General features: G+C 52.0%; 16 protein-coding genes and 3 pseudogenes. 2 read left to right on the plus strand and 17 right to left on the minus strand.

Features of this window, described 5'->3' with window-relative positions; all coding sequences use genetic code 11:
• Window positions 1–2: 2 nt before the first annotated feature.
• The 12 genes and pseudogenes from JCM12259_RS01865 to JCM12259_RS13275 all read right to left on the minus strand — a co-directional run bounded on the left by JCM12259_RS01865 (window position 3) and on the right by JCM12259_RS13275 (window position 10,102).
• Window positions 3–1,226, minus strand: coding sequence for an MFS transporter (locus JCM12259_RS01865; RefSeq protein WP_234396516.1), 1,224 nt, complete (start codon window positions 1,224–1,226; stop codon window positions 3–5).
• A gap of 8 nt (window positions 1,227–1,234) precedes the next feature.
• Window positions 1,235–2,305 (minus strand): SIS domain-containing protein, encoded by a 1,071-nt coding sequence (locus JCM12259_RS01870; RefSeq protein ID WP_036888384.1) that lies wholly within the window; start codon window positions 2,303–2,305, stop codon window positions 1,235–1,237.
• Between the two features lie 79 nt (window positions 2,306–2,384).
• On the minus strand, window positions 2,385–3,311 hold the full coding sequence (locus JCM12259_RS01875; protein WP_025065208.1) for a glycoside hydrolase family protein: 927 nt from the start codon (window positions 3,309–3,311) through the stop codon (window positions 2,385–2,387).
• Between the two features lie 108 nt (window positions 3,312–3,419).
• Window positions 3,420–4,211 (minus strand): DeoR/GlpR family DNA-binding transcription regulator, encoded by a 792-nt coding sequence (locus JCM12259_RS13260; RefSeq protein ID WP_036888386.1) that lies wholly within the window; start codon window positions 4,209–4,211, stop codon window positions 3,420–3,422.
• 101 nt (window positions 4,212–4,312) lie between these two features.
• Complete coding sequence (locus JCM12259_RS16660; RefSeq protein ID WP_159105364.1) at window positions 4,313–4,468, minus strand: hypothetical protein; 156 nt, start codon at window positions 4,466–4,468, stop codon at window positions 4,313–4,315.
• Between the two features lie 234 nt (window positions 4,469–4,702).
• Complete coding sequence (locus JCM12259_RS17050; protein WP_234396517.1) at window positions 4,703–5,173, minus strand: hypothetical protein; 471 nt, start codon at window positions 5,171–5,173, stop codon at window positions 4,703–4,705.
• Window positions 5,113–5,532, minus strand: a complete 420-nt coding sequence (locus JCM12259_RS17055) for a PKD domain-containing protein (RefSeq protein ID WP_234396518.1) — start codon at window positions 5,530–5,532, stop codon at window positions 5,113–5,115. Before JCM12259_RS17055 ends, JCM12259_RS17050 begins: the two co-directional genes overlap by 61 nt.
• Before the next feature lie 27 nt (window positions 5,533–5,559).
• A complete protein-coding gene (locus tag JCM12259_RS17060) occupies window positions 5,560–6,420 on the minus strand; it encodes a RagB/SusD family nutrient uptake outer membrane protein (protein ID WP_234396519.1) in 861 nt (286 codons plus the stop codon).
• Window positions 6,421–6,485: 65 nt separating this feature from the next.
• Window positions 6,486–6,686: pseudogene (locus JCM12259_RS17065) on the minus strand (RagB/SusD family nutrient uptake outer membrane protein); the annotation flags it as partial.
• On the minus strand, window positions 6,665–7,021 hold the full coding sequence (locus tag JCM12259_RS17070) for a hypothetical protein (protein WP_234396520.1): 357 nt from the start codon (window positions 7,019–7,021) through the stop codon (window positions 6,665–6,667). The gene JCM12259_RS17070 and the pseudogene JCM12259_RS17065, both read right to left, overlap by 22 nt.
• A gap of 49 nt (window positions 7,022–7,070) precedes the next feature.
• Window positions 7,071–7,532, minus strand: a complete 462-nt coding sequence (locus JCM12259_RS17075) for a hypothetical protein (RefSeq protein ID WP_234396521.1) — start codon at window positions 7,530–7,532, stop codon at window positions 7,071–7,073.
• Window positions 7,529–10,102 carry a SusC/RagA family TonB-linked outer membrane protein gene (locus tag JCM12259_RS13275; RefSeq protein WP_234396522.1) on the minus strand — a complete coding sequence of 858 codons (2,574 nt, stop codon included), beginning with the start codon at window positions 10,100–10,102 and terminating at the stop codon, window positions 7,529–7,531. The genes JCM12259_RS17075 and JCM12259_RS13275 overlap by 4 nt, the downstream gene beginning before the upstream one ends.
• A 326-nt stretch (window positions 10,103–10,428) precedes the next feature.
• Between JCM12259_RS13275 and JCM12259_RS13280 the strand changes: the two genes are divergently transcribed.
• The gene (locus JCM12259_RS13280; protein ID WP_025065210.1) at window positions 10,429–10,761 is read left to right on the plus strand and encodes a hypothetical protein; all 333 of its coding nucleotides are present in this window, start codon (window positions 10,429–10,431) and stop codon (window positions 10,759–10,761) included.
• 93 nt (window positions 10,762–10,854) lie between these two features.
• Here JCM12259_RS13280 and JCM12259_RS13285 read toward each other — a convergent pair.
• The 5 genes and pseudogenes from JCM12259_RS13285 to JCM12259_RS01940 form a co-directional block, all read right to left on the minus strand.
• A pseudogene (locus tag JCM12259_RS13285) lies at window positions 10,855–11,801 on the minus strand (peptidoglycan DD-metalloendopeptidase family protein).
• Window positions 11,802–12,082: 281 nt separating this feature from the next.
• Complete coding sequence (locus JCM12259_RS15705; protein WP_025065212.1) at window positions 12,083–12,943, minus strand: glycosyltransferase family 8 protein; 861 nt, start codon at window positions 12,941–12,943, stop codon at window positions 12,083–12,085.
• A gap of 702 nt (window positions 12,944–13,645) precedes the next feature.
• Window positions 13,646–15,744 (minus strand): annotated as a pseudogene (recG, locus tag JCM12259_RS13295) (ATP-dependent DNA helicase RecG).
• Window positions 15,745–15,748: 4 nt separating this feature from the next.
• Window positions 15,749–16,420: a 2-C-methyl-D-erythritol 4-phosphate cytidylyltransferase gene (locus JCM12259_RS01935; protein ID WP_025065213.1), complete on the minus strand. Its 672-nt coding sequence runs from the start codon at window positions 16,418–16,420 to the stop codon at window positions 15,749–15,751.
• Between the two features lie 3 nt (window positions 16,421–16,423).
• Window positions 16,424–16,990 (minus strand): DJ-1 family glyoxalase III, encoded by a 567-nt coding sequence (locus JCM12259_RS01940; protein WP_025065214.1) that lies wholly within the window; start codon window positions 16,988–16,990, stop codon window positions 16,424–16,426.
• A gap of 112 nt (window positions 16,991–17,102) precedes the next feature.
• Between JCM12259_RS01940 and JCM12259_RS01945 the strand changes: the two genes are divergently transcribed.
• Window positions 17,103–17,990, plus strand: a complete 888-nt coding sequence (locus JCM12259_RS01945) for an NAD kinase (RefSeq protein WP_025065215.1) — start codon at window positions 17,103–17,105, stop codon at window positions 17,988–17,990.
• The last annotated feature ends 7 nt before the right edge of the window (window positions 17,991–17,997 follow it).

The raw sequence follows: 17,997 nt of genomic DNA on the forward strand, positions 1-17,997 counted from the left end.
AATTAATTGTCATTGACATCTAACCGGCCCTTTCCCCACACCGAAAGTGCGAACACATAAAGGAAGGCCGGCACGTTGACTGCCATGCCGGCAACCATTCCCCAACGGTTTCCGACGCTCCCGACGAGCCAACCTACGAGCGCACCGCCCACGATTGCCGTGCCCAAAAGGCCCGAAATCATGCCGTGGTCGCGGTCGAAACTGTTGATGACGGCACTGAAAACGGAGGTGAAGGAGACGCAGGTGAAGTAGCCGGTCAGGGCAAACGCCACGAGCGAAACGGTCTCGTTGCCCGCGATGGCGCATAAAAGTGCGATGACTGTGCAGGCACTGTGGAAGATGAAGATGCGTCTTTCGCTGACGAAACGCATCAAGAACGAGGCCACCATGCGGCCCACGGCCTGCAACAGCCAGAACAATGCGACGATTAATGCCGTCTTCGAGGGGAAAATCCGGTAGAGAAAGGACGCTTCGCCCCAAAAGGATTGCGCGTTGTCAAGGTGATGCACCTCGTTCATAAAGGTGATGATGTAGGACGAAACGCCCACTTCGGCTCCCACATAAAGGAAGATGCCGAGACCATAAGTGCAGACAATCGGGTGGCGGAACAGCGTCCATAGCCGCGAAAGGTCGAGTCGTTCTTCCTCGCCGGCCTTGGCTTCGGGGAATTGGGCAAAGGCCACGATGAGCAGAATGGCGATGCAGACGATGGCGATGAGCAGATAAATGGTTTTCCATGAGCAGCCGTTAGACTGCAACACCGGTACGATAAGCGGACTCAAGGCGTAGCCCAAGGCCCCGATACCGATGACCATGGTGAGGTTGGCCGTGTATCTTGACGGCGCATCGAGCACGCGGATAAACGGATTTCCGGCTATCTGAACGGCCGTGACGCCTATCCCGATGAGGAAAACGGAGACGATGACGGCCACATAGTTGTCGCTGAAGTAGCACAATAGAGCTCCCGCAGCCATCAAACCCGTACCCGTGAGCAGCACAAGTTTGGCACCTCGCCGGTCCATCAGCATGCCGAAGGGAATGGAAGTGAGCCCGTAGGCGAGGAAAAAGGCAAGGGGCAGGAGGGCTGCCACGGCCAACGAGACGTTGTATTCGGTCTGAAAACGGTCGATGACCACGCCGATAACCGACGTGAGCAGCCCGAATATCACATACATCAACGTGGTGACAACCAGCAGAAAGGAATGTTTCTTTTCGCTTCGTACCATGGGATTGCTCATTCGGTCATCGTTACTTTGGCGCCACGCGAGAAGCTTCCGGCCTCGAAACCGTGGCGTTTGGCATACGCATCGATGAAGAGTTGTACGGGAATAATGCTCTGTATGGAGAAGAGAAACTCGTCTTGTTCGTCGATATACACCGGGACGATGTGCTCACTTTGCCTGTTCAGCGCGGCCTTTGCATTCGTTATGAGCCACACCTTGCCGCCGAACCGCGTGATGTCTTCGGCCATTTTCAGGCTTTGCTCTAGCGTTTTTCCTTCTGAAGCGAACAATATCGACTTGAAGCCTTGGCTCACCATCTCCATAGGACCATGGCGGAACTCGCCGCCCAAGATGCCCGTTGCGGCGATATGCGTGGCTTCTTTGAACATGAGGGCGCTTTGGCTGGCCGTGGAGTAGGCCGGACCGCGGGCGATGATCTGCAAGGTTGTGATGTCGCCGAGGAAGTTCAATCCTTTGTCGAGCCATGCTTCATAGCTCGAAAGCGTGTCTTCGAACCGACGTTGCAGCGCATGAAGGCGTGCGATGGCGGCCTCGTTCCACTTCCCGGTGAGGTATAAACCGAGGATATAAGCTGCAAGTGAAGTCACGACATAGGTCTTCGTGGAGGTCATCTCCTCCTTTCCTCCCTTGCAAAGCAGGGCAACGTCGGCCTTCTTGGCCAGTGCGCTGTCTTCCTCGTTGACGATGCCTGCGCAGAAAACCGTGGCAGGCAGATGCTCAAGGATTTCCTTTATCTCGTAGCTTTCGCCCGACTGCGAGGAACAAACCAGCAGCGTGGGCTCGTCGAGCAGGCTGAGGTTGTAGTGCAACAACTCGCTCGTGTTGATATACATGGCGTGAATGCCGAGCTGATTGAAGAGGTTGGCGGCCGCAAAGGAGATGAAGAACGAACTGCCCATGCCCGTGAATATCACGCGACTGATGGCACGTTGTGCGATGGTCTCCTTGATTTTCGCCAGCAGGGCCATGCCTTCTGCGCCCGAATAGAACGCAATGATGTTCCCGATGGCGGCGGGCTGCTCCATTATCTCTGTGAGAAACTGATTCTTTGTCATATTCATAATGTGTTTGGATTGGGTTTATAACGTTGAGAAACCGCCCGTGTCTCCCGACACAGGCCAGTCGATTATCATGAAATACCTATTTCGCTTTCATCATACGCAGCACCCATTGACCCTTTGAAAGGTCGATGCAATGCGAATAAGTCACGTAAAGATGGTTGTCGAGTACGTATTGGAAAGCGCAGGCGTCGTTCTTATACAACACAGGATTGTTGCTGACGCGCTTGTAGCCACGGTCCACTTCCTTCGAAGAGAAGGCGTTCGTGACCCATTTCGTGTGGGTATCGTCGCTGAATTCCTCTACCAACAGATAGTAAGTGCCGTCATAATAGGCCACCGAAGGAGCGGCCAAGGTCTTGTCGGAAGATACGACTGTGTAGGGTTTCTGGTTAGGTAGGTCGACCACGTTCTTGCTTTTCTTGACGAGCACACTCCAATACTGATTGCTCTTGGCCTGTTCCGTTCCGTTATAATAGAAAAGGTAGAAGAAACCGTCGTTCTTGTTGAAGTAGATAAAAGGGTTTTGGTTCTGCTGACCGTCAGCATAAGGCACCACGACACGCTTGTTGTCGAAGTCGATACCATTGTCGCTCTCGGCCATCATGATGCGACTGTCTTTGTTCGGGCCTTTGTATTCGGCATAGAACATATAGAACTTACCGTTGCTCATCACCACCGTCGGCCACCGGCAATTGGAGGCGATGATGGGATTACCCTCATATTTCACCCAATCGAGCAGGTTGTTGCTGCGCACGAGGCCCGCCTTTCGCAGGTGAACATCGTTCTCATAGTGGTCAAGGCCATAGTAGCCCCAATACTTGTAGCCGTCCTTGTTGGCCTCAACCACCGAGAAGGTGTGCACGGTGCCGGCATCCCAGCCGCATTTGTCGCCTTGAATGACCAGCTGGTCATCGGCGGCTTGCGGGTAAACGTTACGCTGTCCGAAGGCATTGACGCTCAATGCCGCGAACAAGCTCAATACAATGAATGATTTCTTTGTTCTCATACTTTCTTGTTTTTATGTGTTATGAATGTTTCTTCTTACCAAGCCACTCCGACAAGCATGAAGAAAGCAACACGAACCTTACTCGTATGAGCTTCCTGCATGCAGACTTTACACGATGTACACCTCCACTTTGTCGGTCAGAAGCGAGCGGAACTCCTCGTCGGTGAACCGTTTCGTGGTGATGAGCTTGTCGATGTGCTTCACATCGGAAATGACACCGAGACTCCGCCGCCCGAACTTCGAGGAGTCAACCAGCAGGAACACCTCGCCCGCGGCCTCCATCATCACCCGGCTCGTCTTGGCTTCGTTGATGTCGGGCGTGGTGAGTCCAACCCTAAAGTCAACGCCGTCGACGCCCATGAAGAGCTTGTCGGCCGAGACACGGCGCAGGGCTTCGTCGGCCAAAGGACCCACGAGCGTAGCCGCTTTCTTCAACAGACTGCCGCCCACCATGATAACCTCGATCGAAGTGTTGCTCAGTTCGGTGGCGATGTTCAGCGCGTTCGTGATCACTACCAGCCGCTTGAAGCCCTTGATTTCCTTGGCCAGCAGACTCGTTGTGGAGCCCGCATCGAGGATAATCGTGTCGCCTTCGGAGATAAAGGCCGCAGCCTTGCGCACGATGCGCATCTTCTCTTCGAGGTTGATCTTCTCTTTTTCGTTGAGCGCAAGGCCCGGATAGAGCTGCTTCACCTTGACAGCTCCGCCGTGTGTGCGCTTGAGCAGGCCGCGCTTCTCAAGCAACAGCAAATCCTTGCGCAGCGTCACGGGCGTGGCCCCCAGCGTGTCGACCAAGTCTTTGGTCACCAAGCGTCCCTCTTTCTCGAGCAATGCGATGATCTTTCCCAGCCGCTCTTCTTGGAAGAGCACGTTCTCTGTCGTTCCTTTCTGTTGTTCCATGCTGAAATCTGATTAAGTCCGTAGTGCAAAAGTACGAAATTCCGTTTACTTTCGTTTCTTTTTGTCCCTTGATTTTCGGTTCCTGCATGCCGCCGGCAGTCTTACCGGCCCGAAAGGTGGGTCCCGTTGTCGTCCAAAGTGTGAAAGATCGCTTGTCTTGTTCGGCCCGAGGCCGATGGTAAAGGGCTGCGGAACGGGCCCACAGTGCCCTGTGTCGGCTGATGCTTATAGCTGTCCTTGCCTCCTGATATCGTCATTCTTATCGGAGAGATACTTGGCATTGCGAATTATCTGCACGCTGATAAATATTTCTCTGCACGCTGAGACGAATTTCTCTGCATGCTGATAAATATTTCTCTGCATGCTGATAATTCGATACATCAAGTATCTCGGCCCCTTGCATCAGCCTTATTCGATGACGGTATTCCTATAAGGACGACCGAGGTCGGCCCGTTAGGAAGGCGGCGACGGGTGCTTTTGGCCCGCGACGCTCAGGGTTTGCGCTTGAAACTCCAGCCCCAACCTTCGCCCGAGCCGGGCGTCGTGGGAGCCTTTTGCAGTTGCCAAAGCACCAGTTCGTCGTCGGTGAGCTTCTTGATTTGGTAGACGCCTGTGGCCGCAGCGGCCGAGTTGGTGCAGGCAGCATTGTGGTCGAGAATGAAAGGATTCTTCACCGTGAGCGTCATCTTCTCGGTGTCGAGAATGAAAGTGCCCTTCACGCCGGCGTCTCCTGCCACATGATGATAGGTGAAGTTGATGCCGCCGTCGAGGTCGAACGTCATTTCGCCGTTGATGTCGGGCGTGATGCGGTCGCACTGTCCCCAACTTGCCGAGGGCATCCAGTTGTCGGGATAGTTCACGAGGTCGCCCGTCGTCTGGTAACAGTAGTCAGGCGAGCCGGTCAAGGGGTTGGTGTTATAGACCACGTGCGTCCCGCTCCGCCACCCGTCAGCTCTTTCCACACGGGTTTGTTGGCTATGGTGGGGTCGGTCTTCGCCACCTTGTAAGTGGTTTCGGCCGAGGTTTCCTGCGCACCTTCGCCGTATATGGTCACGCCCACGGTGTAGGTGCCGGCAAAGGGATAGTAGGAAGTGGCGGAGTTTGCGCCGGGTGCGATGGTTTGTCCGTTGCCCATGTCCCAGTGGAAGATGTAACCTCGGTCGGCCTTTGCTGTGAACACGGGGTTATAGGGGTCGGTAGCCTTCGTCTCGATGCGTGCGTTCGCAGGCCCGGGGCCCATCTCTCGCGTCTCCATCTGCTGCGGTTCGCAGGCTGCCAGCAGCGTGATAAGGGCGGCAGCCGGGTAGATATGCTTTTTCATTGTCGTTTGGTTTTAAGTTGATGTGCGTCAATAAGGGTTCTGTTTCAAGTTGGGATTGAGGTTGATTTCCTTCTGCGGTATCGGGAAGTAACGCTTGCTGTCGGTGTAGCCCTCCATGAGCGAGCCGCGTCCCGTGCGCACCAAGTCCCAATAGCGGTGACTCTCCAAGGCAAGCTCCACGCGTCGCTCGTGATAGACGGCTTTGAGCGGGTCGGCCTTGTAGGGACTTTCGCCCAATCCCACTCTTGCCCGCACGCGGTTGAGCGGTGTCTGCCAGTCGCTGTTGTTGTGAACGGCGGCCTCGGCCTGCCACAGGAGCACGTCGGCAAAGCGAACGACGCGCACGTTGAGGCTGGCAGCGTCGGTCATGTCAGGACGTTGGCTCTTGGGTAGCGTTCCTTTGCGCTTACAGTAGCCGATGCGCGGTGCATCGGGGTTGTGAACGGGGTCGTAGTTGGTGTAGATGGTCTCCTCGTCTGCCGTCCCTTGCCAGAGCACGTCGCCGTTTTTGATGATGGTCCACTCGCGTCGGATGTCTCCCGGCTCGAACTCGTCGTACAGACTCTGCGTGGGTTGGTCGAAGCCCCAGCCGCCATTGCGGTCGTCGCGGCTGCGCTGATAGATTTCGAGCATGCTTCCTTCATTCTCGTCGCCCCACTGCGTCATCTTGAAGTCCTTGAGTTGGATATCGAATACCGACTCGATGCCGTTGTCGGTGGCTATCGTGAAGAGGTCACCGTAGTTGGGTTGCAGGTCGTAGTCGCCCGAAGCCACGATTGCTTTGGCCTGCGCTTCGGCCGGTTTCCACTTGGCTTGGAAGATATAAGCCTTGGTGAGGAAGGCTGCAGCTGCTCCCCATGTGGCCCGTCCGAGCTCTGTAGCCGGCATAGCTTCTTGTGTGGCAGTCCTTCCATGGCCGCCTTGAAGTCGTTTTCTACGAAGGTCCAGCACTGTTCCAGTGTGTTTCTGGGGCCTTTGTATTCGGAAGGGGCGAGGATATGGTCTACGATGGGCACGGCACCGAATATCTTTATCAGGCAGAAGTAGTAGTAACCGCGCATGAAACGAGCCTCGGCTATGAAGCGTTTGCGCACATCTTCCTTGACGGCCGTGTTGTCTTTGAGGCCTTCAATCAGTCGGTTGGCGCGATTGATGCCTCATAGTTCTGCTCCCACACGGTGGAAAGCGTTGCCATTTCGGGTGTGGCACGGAAGTGTTCGAGGTCATAAATCTGTGGTTGGTCGCTGTCGCCGCCTCCGCCTTTCGTGGCATCGTCGGACACAACGTCGCCGATGGCCCAGTCAAGAAACTGAATATATTCCATCCAACCGGCCGGATCGTAGATGCCGACCAATGCACTATAGGCGGTTTGTTCGCCGGAGAAGAACGTATGTTGGTCGATGCTCGGCACGTCGGTGTCCAAAAAGCCTTCGCACGAGGTGAAGCCAAGGAGTGCAAACGAGAGCATGTAGGTTAAATATCTTTTCATTGCTGTGTTGTTTTAGATTGTTTTGTTGTGTTGCATGACGTATTCTCCTTTAGAAGGTCACGTTCAATCCGATGCTGTACAGGCGTGGCATGGGATAATAGCCACGGTCTACACCGATATCCAACGGGTCTTCGCCGCCTTTCATGCCGATTTCGGGGTCGAGTCCCGTGTATTTCGTGAAGGTATAAAGGTTCTGTGCGTTGAGATAGACACGGGCCGACTTGATACCTGCTTTTGCCGTGAGTGCGGCGGGCACGGTATAGCCGAGCTGTACCATCTTGATGCGTAGGTAAGAGCCGTCTTCCAAGTAGCGATCGGACTGGAGAATGGAGTTGTTGGCGTCCAATCCTCCTAAGCGAGGATAGCGGGCATCAGTCTGTGTTCCCTCTCCTCTCCAACGCTTTGTCATGTCGCGGGAGTAGTTGTAGGTGAGGTTTTGTGTCGAACGGGTATAGGTTGACGGGCCGTTATAAATCTTGTTGCCATAGACACCTTGTAGGGCTACGCTCAAATCGAAGCTTTATAGCTCACGGCACCGTTGACGGAGTAGCTGAACTTGGGCAGCGGACTTCCCAAATAAGTGTAGTTCTCGCTACTGAAAAGGTTCTCCTTATTCACCAATTTGTATCGCACATCACCCGGAGCAACGTTCTTCTGTGCCGTCTGTGCATGCACTTCGTCCCAGTTTTGGAACAGTCCGTCGGTCTTCAGTCCGTAGAACTGCGCGATAGGTTTGCCCACTGCGGTACGCGTAAGATGTACTGTATTCATGAAAGAAGCCCCTTCGATGTAGGCATTGTTAGCTCCCAAACTGAGCACACGGTTCTGAATTGTGGTGAAGTTTGCCCCAACGGAGTAGCCCACAGGGTGGTCGTAGTTCTTATATTGCAGCGAAATCTCCAAGCCACGGTTGCGCATCTTGCCTGCATTCTGGAAAGGCGGCTCGCTGATTCCCGTCTGTCCGGGAACGGGAACACGTAGCAACATGTCGCTTGTTACCTTGTTGAAGAACTCTATTGTACCGCTGAGCTTGCTGTTGAAGAAGCCAAAGTCGAGACCGATGTTCGTTGTCGTGGTCTTTTCCCACTTCAGTTCAGGGTTGCCGGTGCTGTTGAAACTGAAGCCCGGTGCAAAGGTTCCGCCGAACAGATAGTTGGAACCGGCGGAGGCAAATGTGGCATATGAATAGGCATCGACACTGCCTTCGTTGCCGATTTGTCCCCAACCTAAGCGGAGTTTCAGGTTGTTCAGCACCTTTACTTTCTTCATAAAAGGTTCCTCAGTGATGCGCCATCCGACAGAAACTGAGGGGAACGTACCCCACCGATGCCCTCTTACGAACTTCGAAGAACCGTCCATTCGCACGTTAGCCGTCAGGAGATAGCGTTCCAAGAAGTTGTAGTTCAGGCGGGCAAAGCCCGAAGCCTGCTTGCTTTCCGTGGTCATTCCTTGGGCCGCAGCTGCGTTGTCTTTCGTGCGGGCATTGTCGATATGCATCACACGTGGGTCGTTACTGGGAACGTCTTTCGCTGAAGCTTGGAGCTTTCTGTAGGTGACAGCATACGTTTCGCAGCCCAACATAGCCGAGAACGTGTGCTCTTTCAGCTTCTTATCGTAGGTCAACGTGTTGGTGAACTGCCTCACATAAGTGCTGTAGGTGTAGTTTGTCAGCGAGTTCACGTTGGGATTTTGCTGTGCAGAGAACACGTAATAAACCGGTATATAGCTTGAAAATTCGTTGTTGGTATACTCGGTTGAGTAGGCAGAACGGAACTTGAAGTGCTTTAGGAAATTGATTTCTCCATAGATATTTGCCAGTACCCGGTAGGCGGTATTCTTGGGATTGTTGTACTCGATGGTTGCCAACGGGTTCCAAATGTCGCTGAACGTGGACTTTGTGAAGCTGCCGTCCTCATTACGGATGGGTGTAATCGGGTCGCGGGTATAGGTGGTCATGATCGGACTTGTCCACTCGTCGTTCTCAATTCCACCTTTGTGGTTCGTGCGAATCAGTGTGATGTTCTCGCCGACCGTGAGCCATGAGTTAGCCTTGAAGTCGCCGTTGGCACGCAAGGTGACGCGATCAAAGGTCGTCTTCTTGATGATTCCATCTTGACTAAAGCCGTTCAAGCTTAAGAAATACGTTCCTTTTTCGTTGCCACCTGATATGGATAGGTCGGCATTCTTCACCGGTGCATTCTTGTGAAGAATGGCATCGAAGTAGTCAACTGTGGGTAATGTACGCGTATCCTCTATGAGCGTGCCACCGCCAAGGCCTGCCGACATCTCGTTTCGTAGCATACCCCACGTCGGACCGTCGCACATATTGTTCGACTTCCACACGTTCTGAACGCCATAATAGGCTGACAGATTGATGGTGGCCTTGCCCGTATTGCCTTTCTTTGTGGTGATGATGATGACACCGTTTGCACCGCGCGAGCCGTAGATAGCCGTGGCCGAAGCGTCTTTTAGCACCTGAACCGACTCGATGTCGCCCGTATTTAAGAAGTTGATATCACCCACCATCATACCATCGACCACGAATAACGGGTCGGAATCATTCAGTGTTCCGATGCCTCGCACGCGTACCGTGATACCCGAACCGGGCGACCCTGAGAAGCTCGTCACGTCAACTCCGGCCACTTGTCCCTGCAAAGCATGGCTCAATGTCGATGCCGAAAGTTTATTCACCTCTTTCATATCCACTACGGAAATGGCCCCCGTGAGGTCTTCTTTCTTCTGTGTTCCGTAACCAACGACGACAACTTCGCCCACAGAATTAGTTATTTCCGAGAGCGAAATACTCAACCGGCTCTTTCCCACCACGCTTACGTGCTTGGGAGAGTAGCCTATATAAGAGAAAGATAGCGTGGAGTCGTTGGGCAGAACCTTGATGACAAACTTCCCGTTCAGGTCGGTTGTCACCCCCGTTCCACTCTTTGGAGAGCGCACGGTTACGCCTATTAGCGGCTCACTTGTTTCGGCATCCAATACAACGCCTGCGATTGTCCGTTCTCCTCCAGTCTGTCCTATTATATAAATAGGTATAAAGGAGAGCATGAACAACATCAAGAATCTCATTCTTTTTGGTCTCATAGCAGTAATGATATTAATGTATATAGATTGTTTTTGTTCATTCGATTGCAAAGATAACTAAAAGAAAGGAAAACAAAATATACAACATCATATTTATGCTATTAATTAATGTTATTTAAGTATTGACTACTCTTCTCTTAAAGAGCAACTATACGATAATCAACATGAATTGACAAGATAACACATATACCATGTAAAACCTACTATTACGAAATTACTGTAATTTTTCCAACAAACAAGTCCAATTTTTATCCCTTTATTCGGATAATTCACTATCTTTGTAACCAGTAATCACTTAAAATAAGAATGATATGAAGAAAGTATTAATGAGTGCAGTCCTCATGTTGGCTGCGATAAGTTTTGCCAATGCGCAAGACGTGAAGACCGAGAAGAAGAAGTGTGATAAAACAGAGAAGTGCGAGAAATGTAAAAAACACAAGGACGTAAACGACAAGACTTGTGCGACGGCACAAGGGGAGAAATGCGACAAAACTTGCAAAGACGATTGTAAGGACAAAAAATGTAAAGGAAGTGTCGTATGCAAGAAGTGCGACAAGAAATCCGATAAGGTGTGCTGCAAGGGTAAAAACAAGGCATGCAAGAAAGATAAGACAAAAGACAAGAAGAAGGCAGACAGAAAATAAGTTGTCACTTCCGTAACTATCAAAGATAAGCCCGCAGAGATTTGGATCTCTGCGGGCTTTTTATGTTCGATTATAAATAATTCGTGCTGCCTATTAGGAGTATCTCAGCATCCGACCGGCAGAGATTTTCGATGTGCGGGTGAGGTGATTGAGCTTACACAGTTGATCAATAGTCACACCGCGCTTATGAGCGATGGAGCTTAATGTTTCTCCTGCCTCAACCTTATGGAACAGTTTCTCACCGCTGAGTGAAGACGATCCACGATCGTTCTGGGCCATCTCGCCGACCACCTCGTCACGCGAATAGCCGCCATTTCCGATCTTCCCCCGGAGACGATTAGCCTCTGCCGATTCCCGCTCATATGAGCTTCGGCGGAACATATAAGTATCGGCCGTCACATCTTGCGCCCGGAAGTCAAAGAGCAAAGCCGGATTCAGTGCCACGCCGCATAGTCTTGTCTCGAAGTGCAGATGCGATCCCGTGCTACGTCCGGTGTTTCCGCCCAATCCGATTACTTCTCCTGCGCGCACCTCTTGATTCTCTTCCACCAGTTGTTTAGATAAATGACCATAAATCGTTTCGAGTCCGTTAGGATGCCGGATGACGATATATTTGCCGTAGCCAGCAGCTTCATAGCGCACGATCCGCACCTTTCCGGCGAAAGCCGAGCGAATGGTATCGCCAATATATACTTTGATGTCGAGACCCTTGTGCATCCGCCCCCAACGTGCGCCGAAGTTGGACGTGATCACACGGCTTGGCGTCGGCATATGGAAATGGCGCAGGTTGATGCGAAAAGAGTCGGGGAGTTCGGTGGCGCGGTGGCATATCGGTTATCCCAATCATTGTAGAGTTCGGCAGCCGGCGACTGGGCATTCTCCCGGCTTATGATGCGTTGTAAAGCGAGCGTATCCACAGTTTTCATCTTTCTATCCACGGGTGCCTGTCGTGCCAACAGGTCTTGCCCGGCTGCTTGCTGTGTAGTGAGAGCCAATATAGCCGTAATCGCAAGGGTCTTTATCGTCTTCTTTATTCTCATTTCTGACTTTTATAGGTTTAACTTGCTTCGGAAAAAGGACAACTTCCTATCTTCCGAATGAATCCATTGAATCAAACAAATATTCGATGGCATATCAAAAGACGTGGCAAAGGTAGCAAAAAACTGATGAAAATCAAGTGAGTTAACAGAATTTATGCACATTTTAACATCGCTTTCCCTTAGTGTCGGGCTCGTGTTTTGCTATTCGCGAGGCCTCGCATACGGACTGGGACCCATGCAGAAATAATAGTAATATCCTCGCGCCACACACTTCAACCTGTCTATGAGCATCGCACCGTAAGGCGGGAACGGCGAGCCGCACAAGTACTTCCGCCAGCGTCGCTGATAAGGATGCCAGCACCGGGCTTGCCAAGGCTTGATGGCGCCGGCGAAATGTATGATGCCGGATGCCGCTGCGCATCTTGCAACAGACGCACCTTCTCGCTGTCTTCCCGCGGCTCTCGGAGCAGATAGTCGGCCAGCAGATTCCATTTGTAAGGTAGCAGCAGTATTCTGCCGCGGCATAACAGATTGAGCAAATCTTGATCATGATAGACGATCTTCTCCCGCTGCCGATCGATCTCCTGCCGGCATCGTTCAAAAAAGTCGATCTGCCGCATCTCCCGCAAATTCATCACCAGCACACCCGCGTTCACATACGATTCATCAGCCGACAATCCCAGGGCCGGCTTCCTCTTTTGTTGCATCTCGCGCTTATCGGGAACACCGGCCACCAGCCGATCACCTAAATCCTGCTGCCATAACCATAGGATATCGTCGGTGAACATCGTGTCGGCATCTACATAGATAATCTTATCAAACTCGAAATAAACGGGGAAATAAAGTCGGAAATACGTAGTCAGGGGAACGGCTACATTCCCAGTCTGCTCACCGATAGGAAAGACACTGAAAAGATTCTTGTCAAAGGTCAGAAACCGTATGTCCACGGTCTCCGAGCACAGTTCCTGCAAGGCCGCGCGATCTTGGTCGGACAACCGACCATCGCTGACAATATAGATCGACAGATGCGCCGAGGTGTGCATCACGATCGATCGGATAGACACATAGCAGAGCATCACGGCATGCTTGTCGATGGTGTACGCCACGCGCACTTTCTCTGAATTTACAACTCGCTTTCGCATAACAACAATAAAGGTAAGGAATTAGATTTATATCCACAACATCTCAGGATGCAGACAATATCTCACTTGTTGATACCCAAGCAAACACTACTCATCAGTCTCCGTATCGGCCATTCAGTTATCCTTATTGGGTTCCTTATGCAAAACAAAATAGTGCCAACCGTAGCAATGATAGCCACCATGGAACCGGCTAACCAATCATGCCCATACAGACCTAAAAAGGCACTGACAAAGATACAAACAAGGACTATAAATCTACTTCCGTTATCTACACTTTGTGTGCAAATATAGCTCATTTTTTGTATCAAAACAAACTTCTAACGTGTTTTAACGCGGGTAGCCATCGCTCCATAACTTCCTTATCACCATGCAAGCAAGGGACAATGTCATCCTCTTTTATTCCGATCCTCAAAGACGTCCGTGAGTTCCAAACGAGAAGTATGGGAGTAGACACTTACAACTCCCATACTTCTTGCCCACAAGTATAGGAGTTGTCAGCACCTTTGATATGGGTGCACACATGCCCGTGTGCTACCAGATCAGAATCTTCATAGGAAATCTGCTTTTGCCGGAATAGTTGTCATCGCCTACACTCCTATGTTGTCACAAGCAAAGGACAATCTGCGATGCAGATGAAGATGAGAGACCGGCAAAAGCTTTTGTAACTCGATCGTGACGAGATATGTGTCTGCGGCGCCAGTTTCAACTGATGGCGGCCCAGTTGATATTGGTCTTCCGGAGTTGCTTCAAGCGATTCCAAAGCAACCTATATTCGGATTTTTCGCATGTGGGATCGGCATCGATGATCTTCTGTGCCTCGTCGCGGGCCATCTGCACGATTTGGCCATCACGAGCGATGTCGGCGATTTTCAGGTCGAAGGCGATGCCGCTCTGCTGCGTCCCTTCGAGATCACCGGGACCGCGCAGTTTGAGATCGGCCTCTGCGATGCGGAAACCATCGTTGGTGTCGCACATGATGTCGATGCGCTTACGCGTCTCCTCGGCCAGTTTATAGGAGGTGACCAGGATGCAGTAACTCTGGTCAGCCCCACGCCCCACTCGTCCGCGGAGCTGATGCAACTGGGAGAGACCGAAGCGCTGTGCATCGAGAATCACCATCACCGATGCGTTGGGAACGTTCACGCCCACTTCAATCACGGTTGTGGCTACGAGGATTTGAGTATCGCCCGACACAAACTTCTGCATCTCTTCCTCTTTGTCTTTGGACTTCATCCGGCCATGCACCTTGCTCATCCGAAACTCGGGAAACACCTGCCGCAGCGTTTCGAATCCCTCTTCCAGGTTTTTCAGGTCGATCTTCTCGCTCTCCTGAATCAGCGGGAAGACGATGTAGACCTGCCGTCCTTGGTGGATTTGCTGTCGGATGCCCTGATAGAGGCTTGCCATCTGCGTGTCGTATTTATGGATTGTCTGGATCGGTTTGCGACCGGGAGGCAATTCGTCGATAACGCTCACGTCAAGATCACCATAGATCGTCATGGCCAGTGTGCGCGGGATCGGCGTGGCAGTCATCACCAGCACGTGAGGCGGATTGTCGCTCTTGCTCCACAGCTTGGCACGCTGAGCCACGCCGAAGCGGTGTTGTTCGTCGACGACAACAAATCCCAGTCGGGCAAACTGCACAGGGTCTTCGATCACGGCATGCGTGCCCACCAGGATCTGAATGCTGCCGGCAGCCAGCCCGGCAAGTATCTCTTCGCGGCGACGTCCCTTGACGATGCCTGTGAGCAACTCGACCCGCACATCCATATCGTGGAGAAACTCCCGGATAGTGGTCAGGTGCTGTTCGGCCAGAATCTCAGTCGGCGCCATGATGCAAGCCTGAAATCCGTTGTCCAACGCAATGAGCATCGACATCAGGGCCACGAGTGTCTTGCCCGAGCCCACGTCTCCCTGCAAGAGTCGATTCATCTGTCTGCCGCTGCGCATGTCGGTGCGAATCTCGCGGATCACTCGCTTCTGTGCGTTGGTCAGTTGGAAAGGTAAGTTTTGATCGTAAAACGTATGGAAGAGTCGGCCCACCTGCGCAAAGACATAACCGCGATACTTGCGCCGGTGGTCGCTGGCATAACGCAAGATGTTGAGTTGCACGTAGAACAACTCCTCGAATTTGAGTCGTAGCCGAGCCCGTTGCATATCATCGGCCGTCTTCGGATAATGGATCAGACGATAGGCGCGGTCTCGGGAAATCAGATGAAGGGGTTCTATAATATATGGTGGGAGGGTTTCGGGAAGTGGCGCAGGAATTTTATCCAAGAGCGTCTTCTCCAAGCGTTCGATGGCCCGCGACTGCATACCCGCTTTCTTCATCCGCTCGGTTGTGACATAATACGGCTGCATTCCCATTTCCGACAACTGCAAAGCCGATGCATCGTCGATGTCGGGATGGGCAAACTGATACCGCCCGTTGAATACTGTCGGCTTACCAAACACGATGTAGTCGCGATCCACCTTATAAGTCTTCGAAGCATACTGCACGCCCTGGAACCAAACCAGATCCACGATTCCTGTTCCATCGGTGAAGTGAGCCACGAGCCGTTTGCGTCTCGGCCCCTGTGAAAACTCCTCGAAACTGAGAATCTTCCCTTTGATCTGTACAAAGGGCATGTCGGCAGACAACTCGCTGACAGCATAGATTCTGCTCCGGTCCACGTATTTGTACGGATAGTATTCCAATAGCTCGCCCCATGTTTGAATATGGAGTTCGCGATCCAATATATCCTTGCGCTTCGGCCCCATACCGGCAGGTACATTATATCCTGGTCTAAGAGATCTGTCAACGTCTTAGGGTTTAAGCATCGCCTCAGCAAGGGTGAGGTCGAATGGTGTGGTGAGCTTGATATTCTCTCGATTGCCTTCCACCATCTCAACGGTGTATCCGAGCGATTCGACGACCGATGCTTCGTCAGTAAAGGAATCTTGATAAGGTTGCTCGAAAGCCTTGCGGAGCAATCTGATGTCAAACACTTGGGGTGTCTGCACGATACGGTAATCGCTGCGTAAGACATTCCGGCCGACACCATTGCGGTCGACGTGACGCAACGTATCGGTCACAGGGAGTACTGGAATGGCAGCTTTGGACTCATCGGCAGCCTCAAAACAACGCTTGATGACAGCCTCAGAGACAAATGGGCGGACACCGTCGTGAATCCCGACGAGTCCTGTGGCATCGAGGGGAATAGCCTGCAAACCTTTTCTGGACGATTCAAAACGTGTCTCGCCGCCATCGACGATCGTGTGCGGAATGTTGAATGCGCAGTCTCGGCACAGTTGCCGCCAATAAGCTTGTTGCTCACGGGGCAGCACAAGGATAATTTTCAGCTCCCCGTCACAAGCAAAGAAACGTTCCAGCGTGTGCATCAACACCGGTTTCCCGCCGATAGGGATAAACTGTTTAGGTATGTCTGCCCCCATCCGCATCCCCTTTCCGCCTGCCACGATGACGATATAGTTCATGGATCAAGAATGAGCTTTGAGTTCATCAATCAGCATGTCGGTTTTCACCTTTTGCGCCAACTCCTCCGAAGTGAGTTGAGCCAAAAGACAAAAACCATAGACGAACGCCGCAGCCGGACCTTTACCGGTAGTGATCGTATCATCGACGGTGCAGAGTTCGCGGGTATATTCCGCGCCGTCCAAATATTTTTCAAAACCCGGATAACACGTGGCGCGTTTACCTTTCAGGATTCCAATGCTGCCCAATACCATCGGTGCGGCACAGATAGCGCTCACGCGACGTCCCGACTTGAACTGATTCAGCAGGGCTTCGCGTACACCAGGGTGAGCATTCAGATTCGACGCACCTGGCATTCCGCCCGGAATCATCAACAAGTCGGCATCGCTCAGGTCGGCCTCTTCAAAGCGCACGTCGGCTTTGACGATCACTCGATGAGACGACTCCACATAGTCAGTCCCGGTAACACTCACGGTCTGAACATCAACACCGCCTCGGCGGAGGATGTCCATAGGTGCCAAGGCCTCTGTCTCTTCAAAGCCCGTGGCGAGAAATTGATACACTTTTACCATGCTCTTATGTTTTTTATCCGCAAAAAAATGTATTTTTGCAACATGAATGATATGCAAATGTACGAAATGTTCGGCATTCAGACACGTTCTTCTCCTAAAAAAGCATTAAAAGATGTCATTAGATAAACCCAGGTTTGCCGTTTTCGGTAATGCTTACCAAGCCAAGAAGTCGGCAGCTGTACAGCAAACACTCGCTTATCTGGCTGCTAATGGAGCCGAGATTTATATCGAGCGTACCTTTTTCGACTTCTTGGTGAGAGGGCAACAGTTGTCGGTCGAAGTGTCGGGAGTATTCGATGATTATAACTTCGATGTCGACTTTGTCATCTCGATGGGTGGAGATGGCACCTTTTTGAAAGCTGCCAGTCGTGTGGGAGCCAAGGGAACACCCATTATCGGCATCAATTTGGGCCGCTTGGGATTCTTGGCCGACATCCCGTCTACGGAGATCGAAGAAGCGCTCGACGATGTTTTGCAGGGCAAATACACCATAGAAGACCACACCGTGATACAGATCGAAACGGATCAAGAATCTATCGAGGGTTCGCCTTATGCCTTAAACGATATCGCCATCCTCAAGCGAGATAACGCATCGATGATCTCTATCCGTACGTGTGTCGATGGCGAATACCTCGTTACCTATCAGGCAGATGGTTTGGTGGTGTCGACGCCCACCGGAAGCACGGCTTACAGCTTGTCGAACGGCGGTCCGATCATCGTTCCCAAAGCCGGTATTCTGAGTCTCACACCTGTTGCACCGCACAGTCTGACCATCCGCCCGATCGTGATTCCCGATGATTCAGAGATAACGTTGACCGTAGAGAGCCGCTCGCATAATTATCTCGTAGCCGTGGACGGCCGTTCAGAAAGGTTACACGAGAGCACCAAGATCATTCTCAGAAAAGCTCCTCATCATATCCACATCGTCAAACGAGACTGCCGCCGCTATTTCTCCACACTGCGTGAGAAGCTGATGTGGGGAGCAGATCATCGTGGATGAGAAAGAA

This window comes from Hoylesella enoeca JCM 12259, assembly GCF_000613405.1.
GTDB classification, from domain to species: Bacteria; Bacteroidota; Bacteroidia; order Bacteroidales; family Bacteroidaceae; genus Prevotella; species Prevotella enoeca.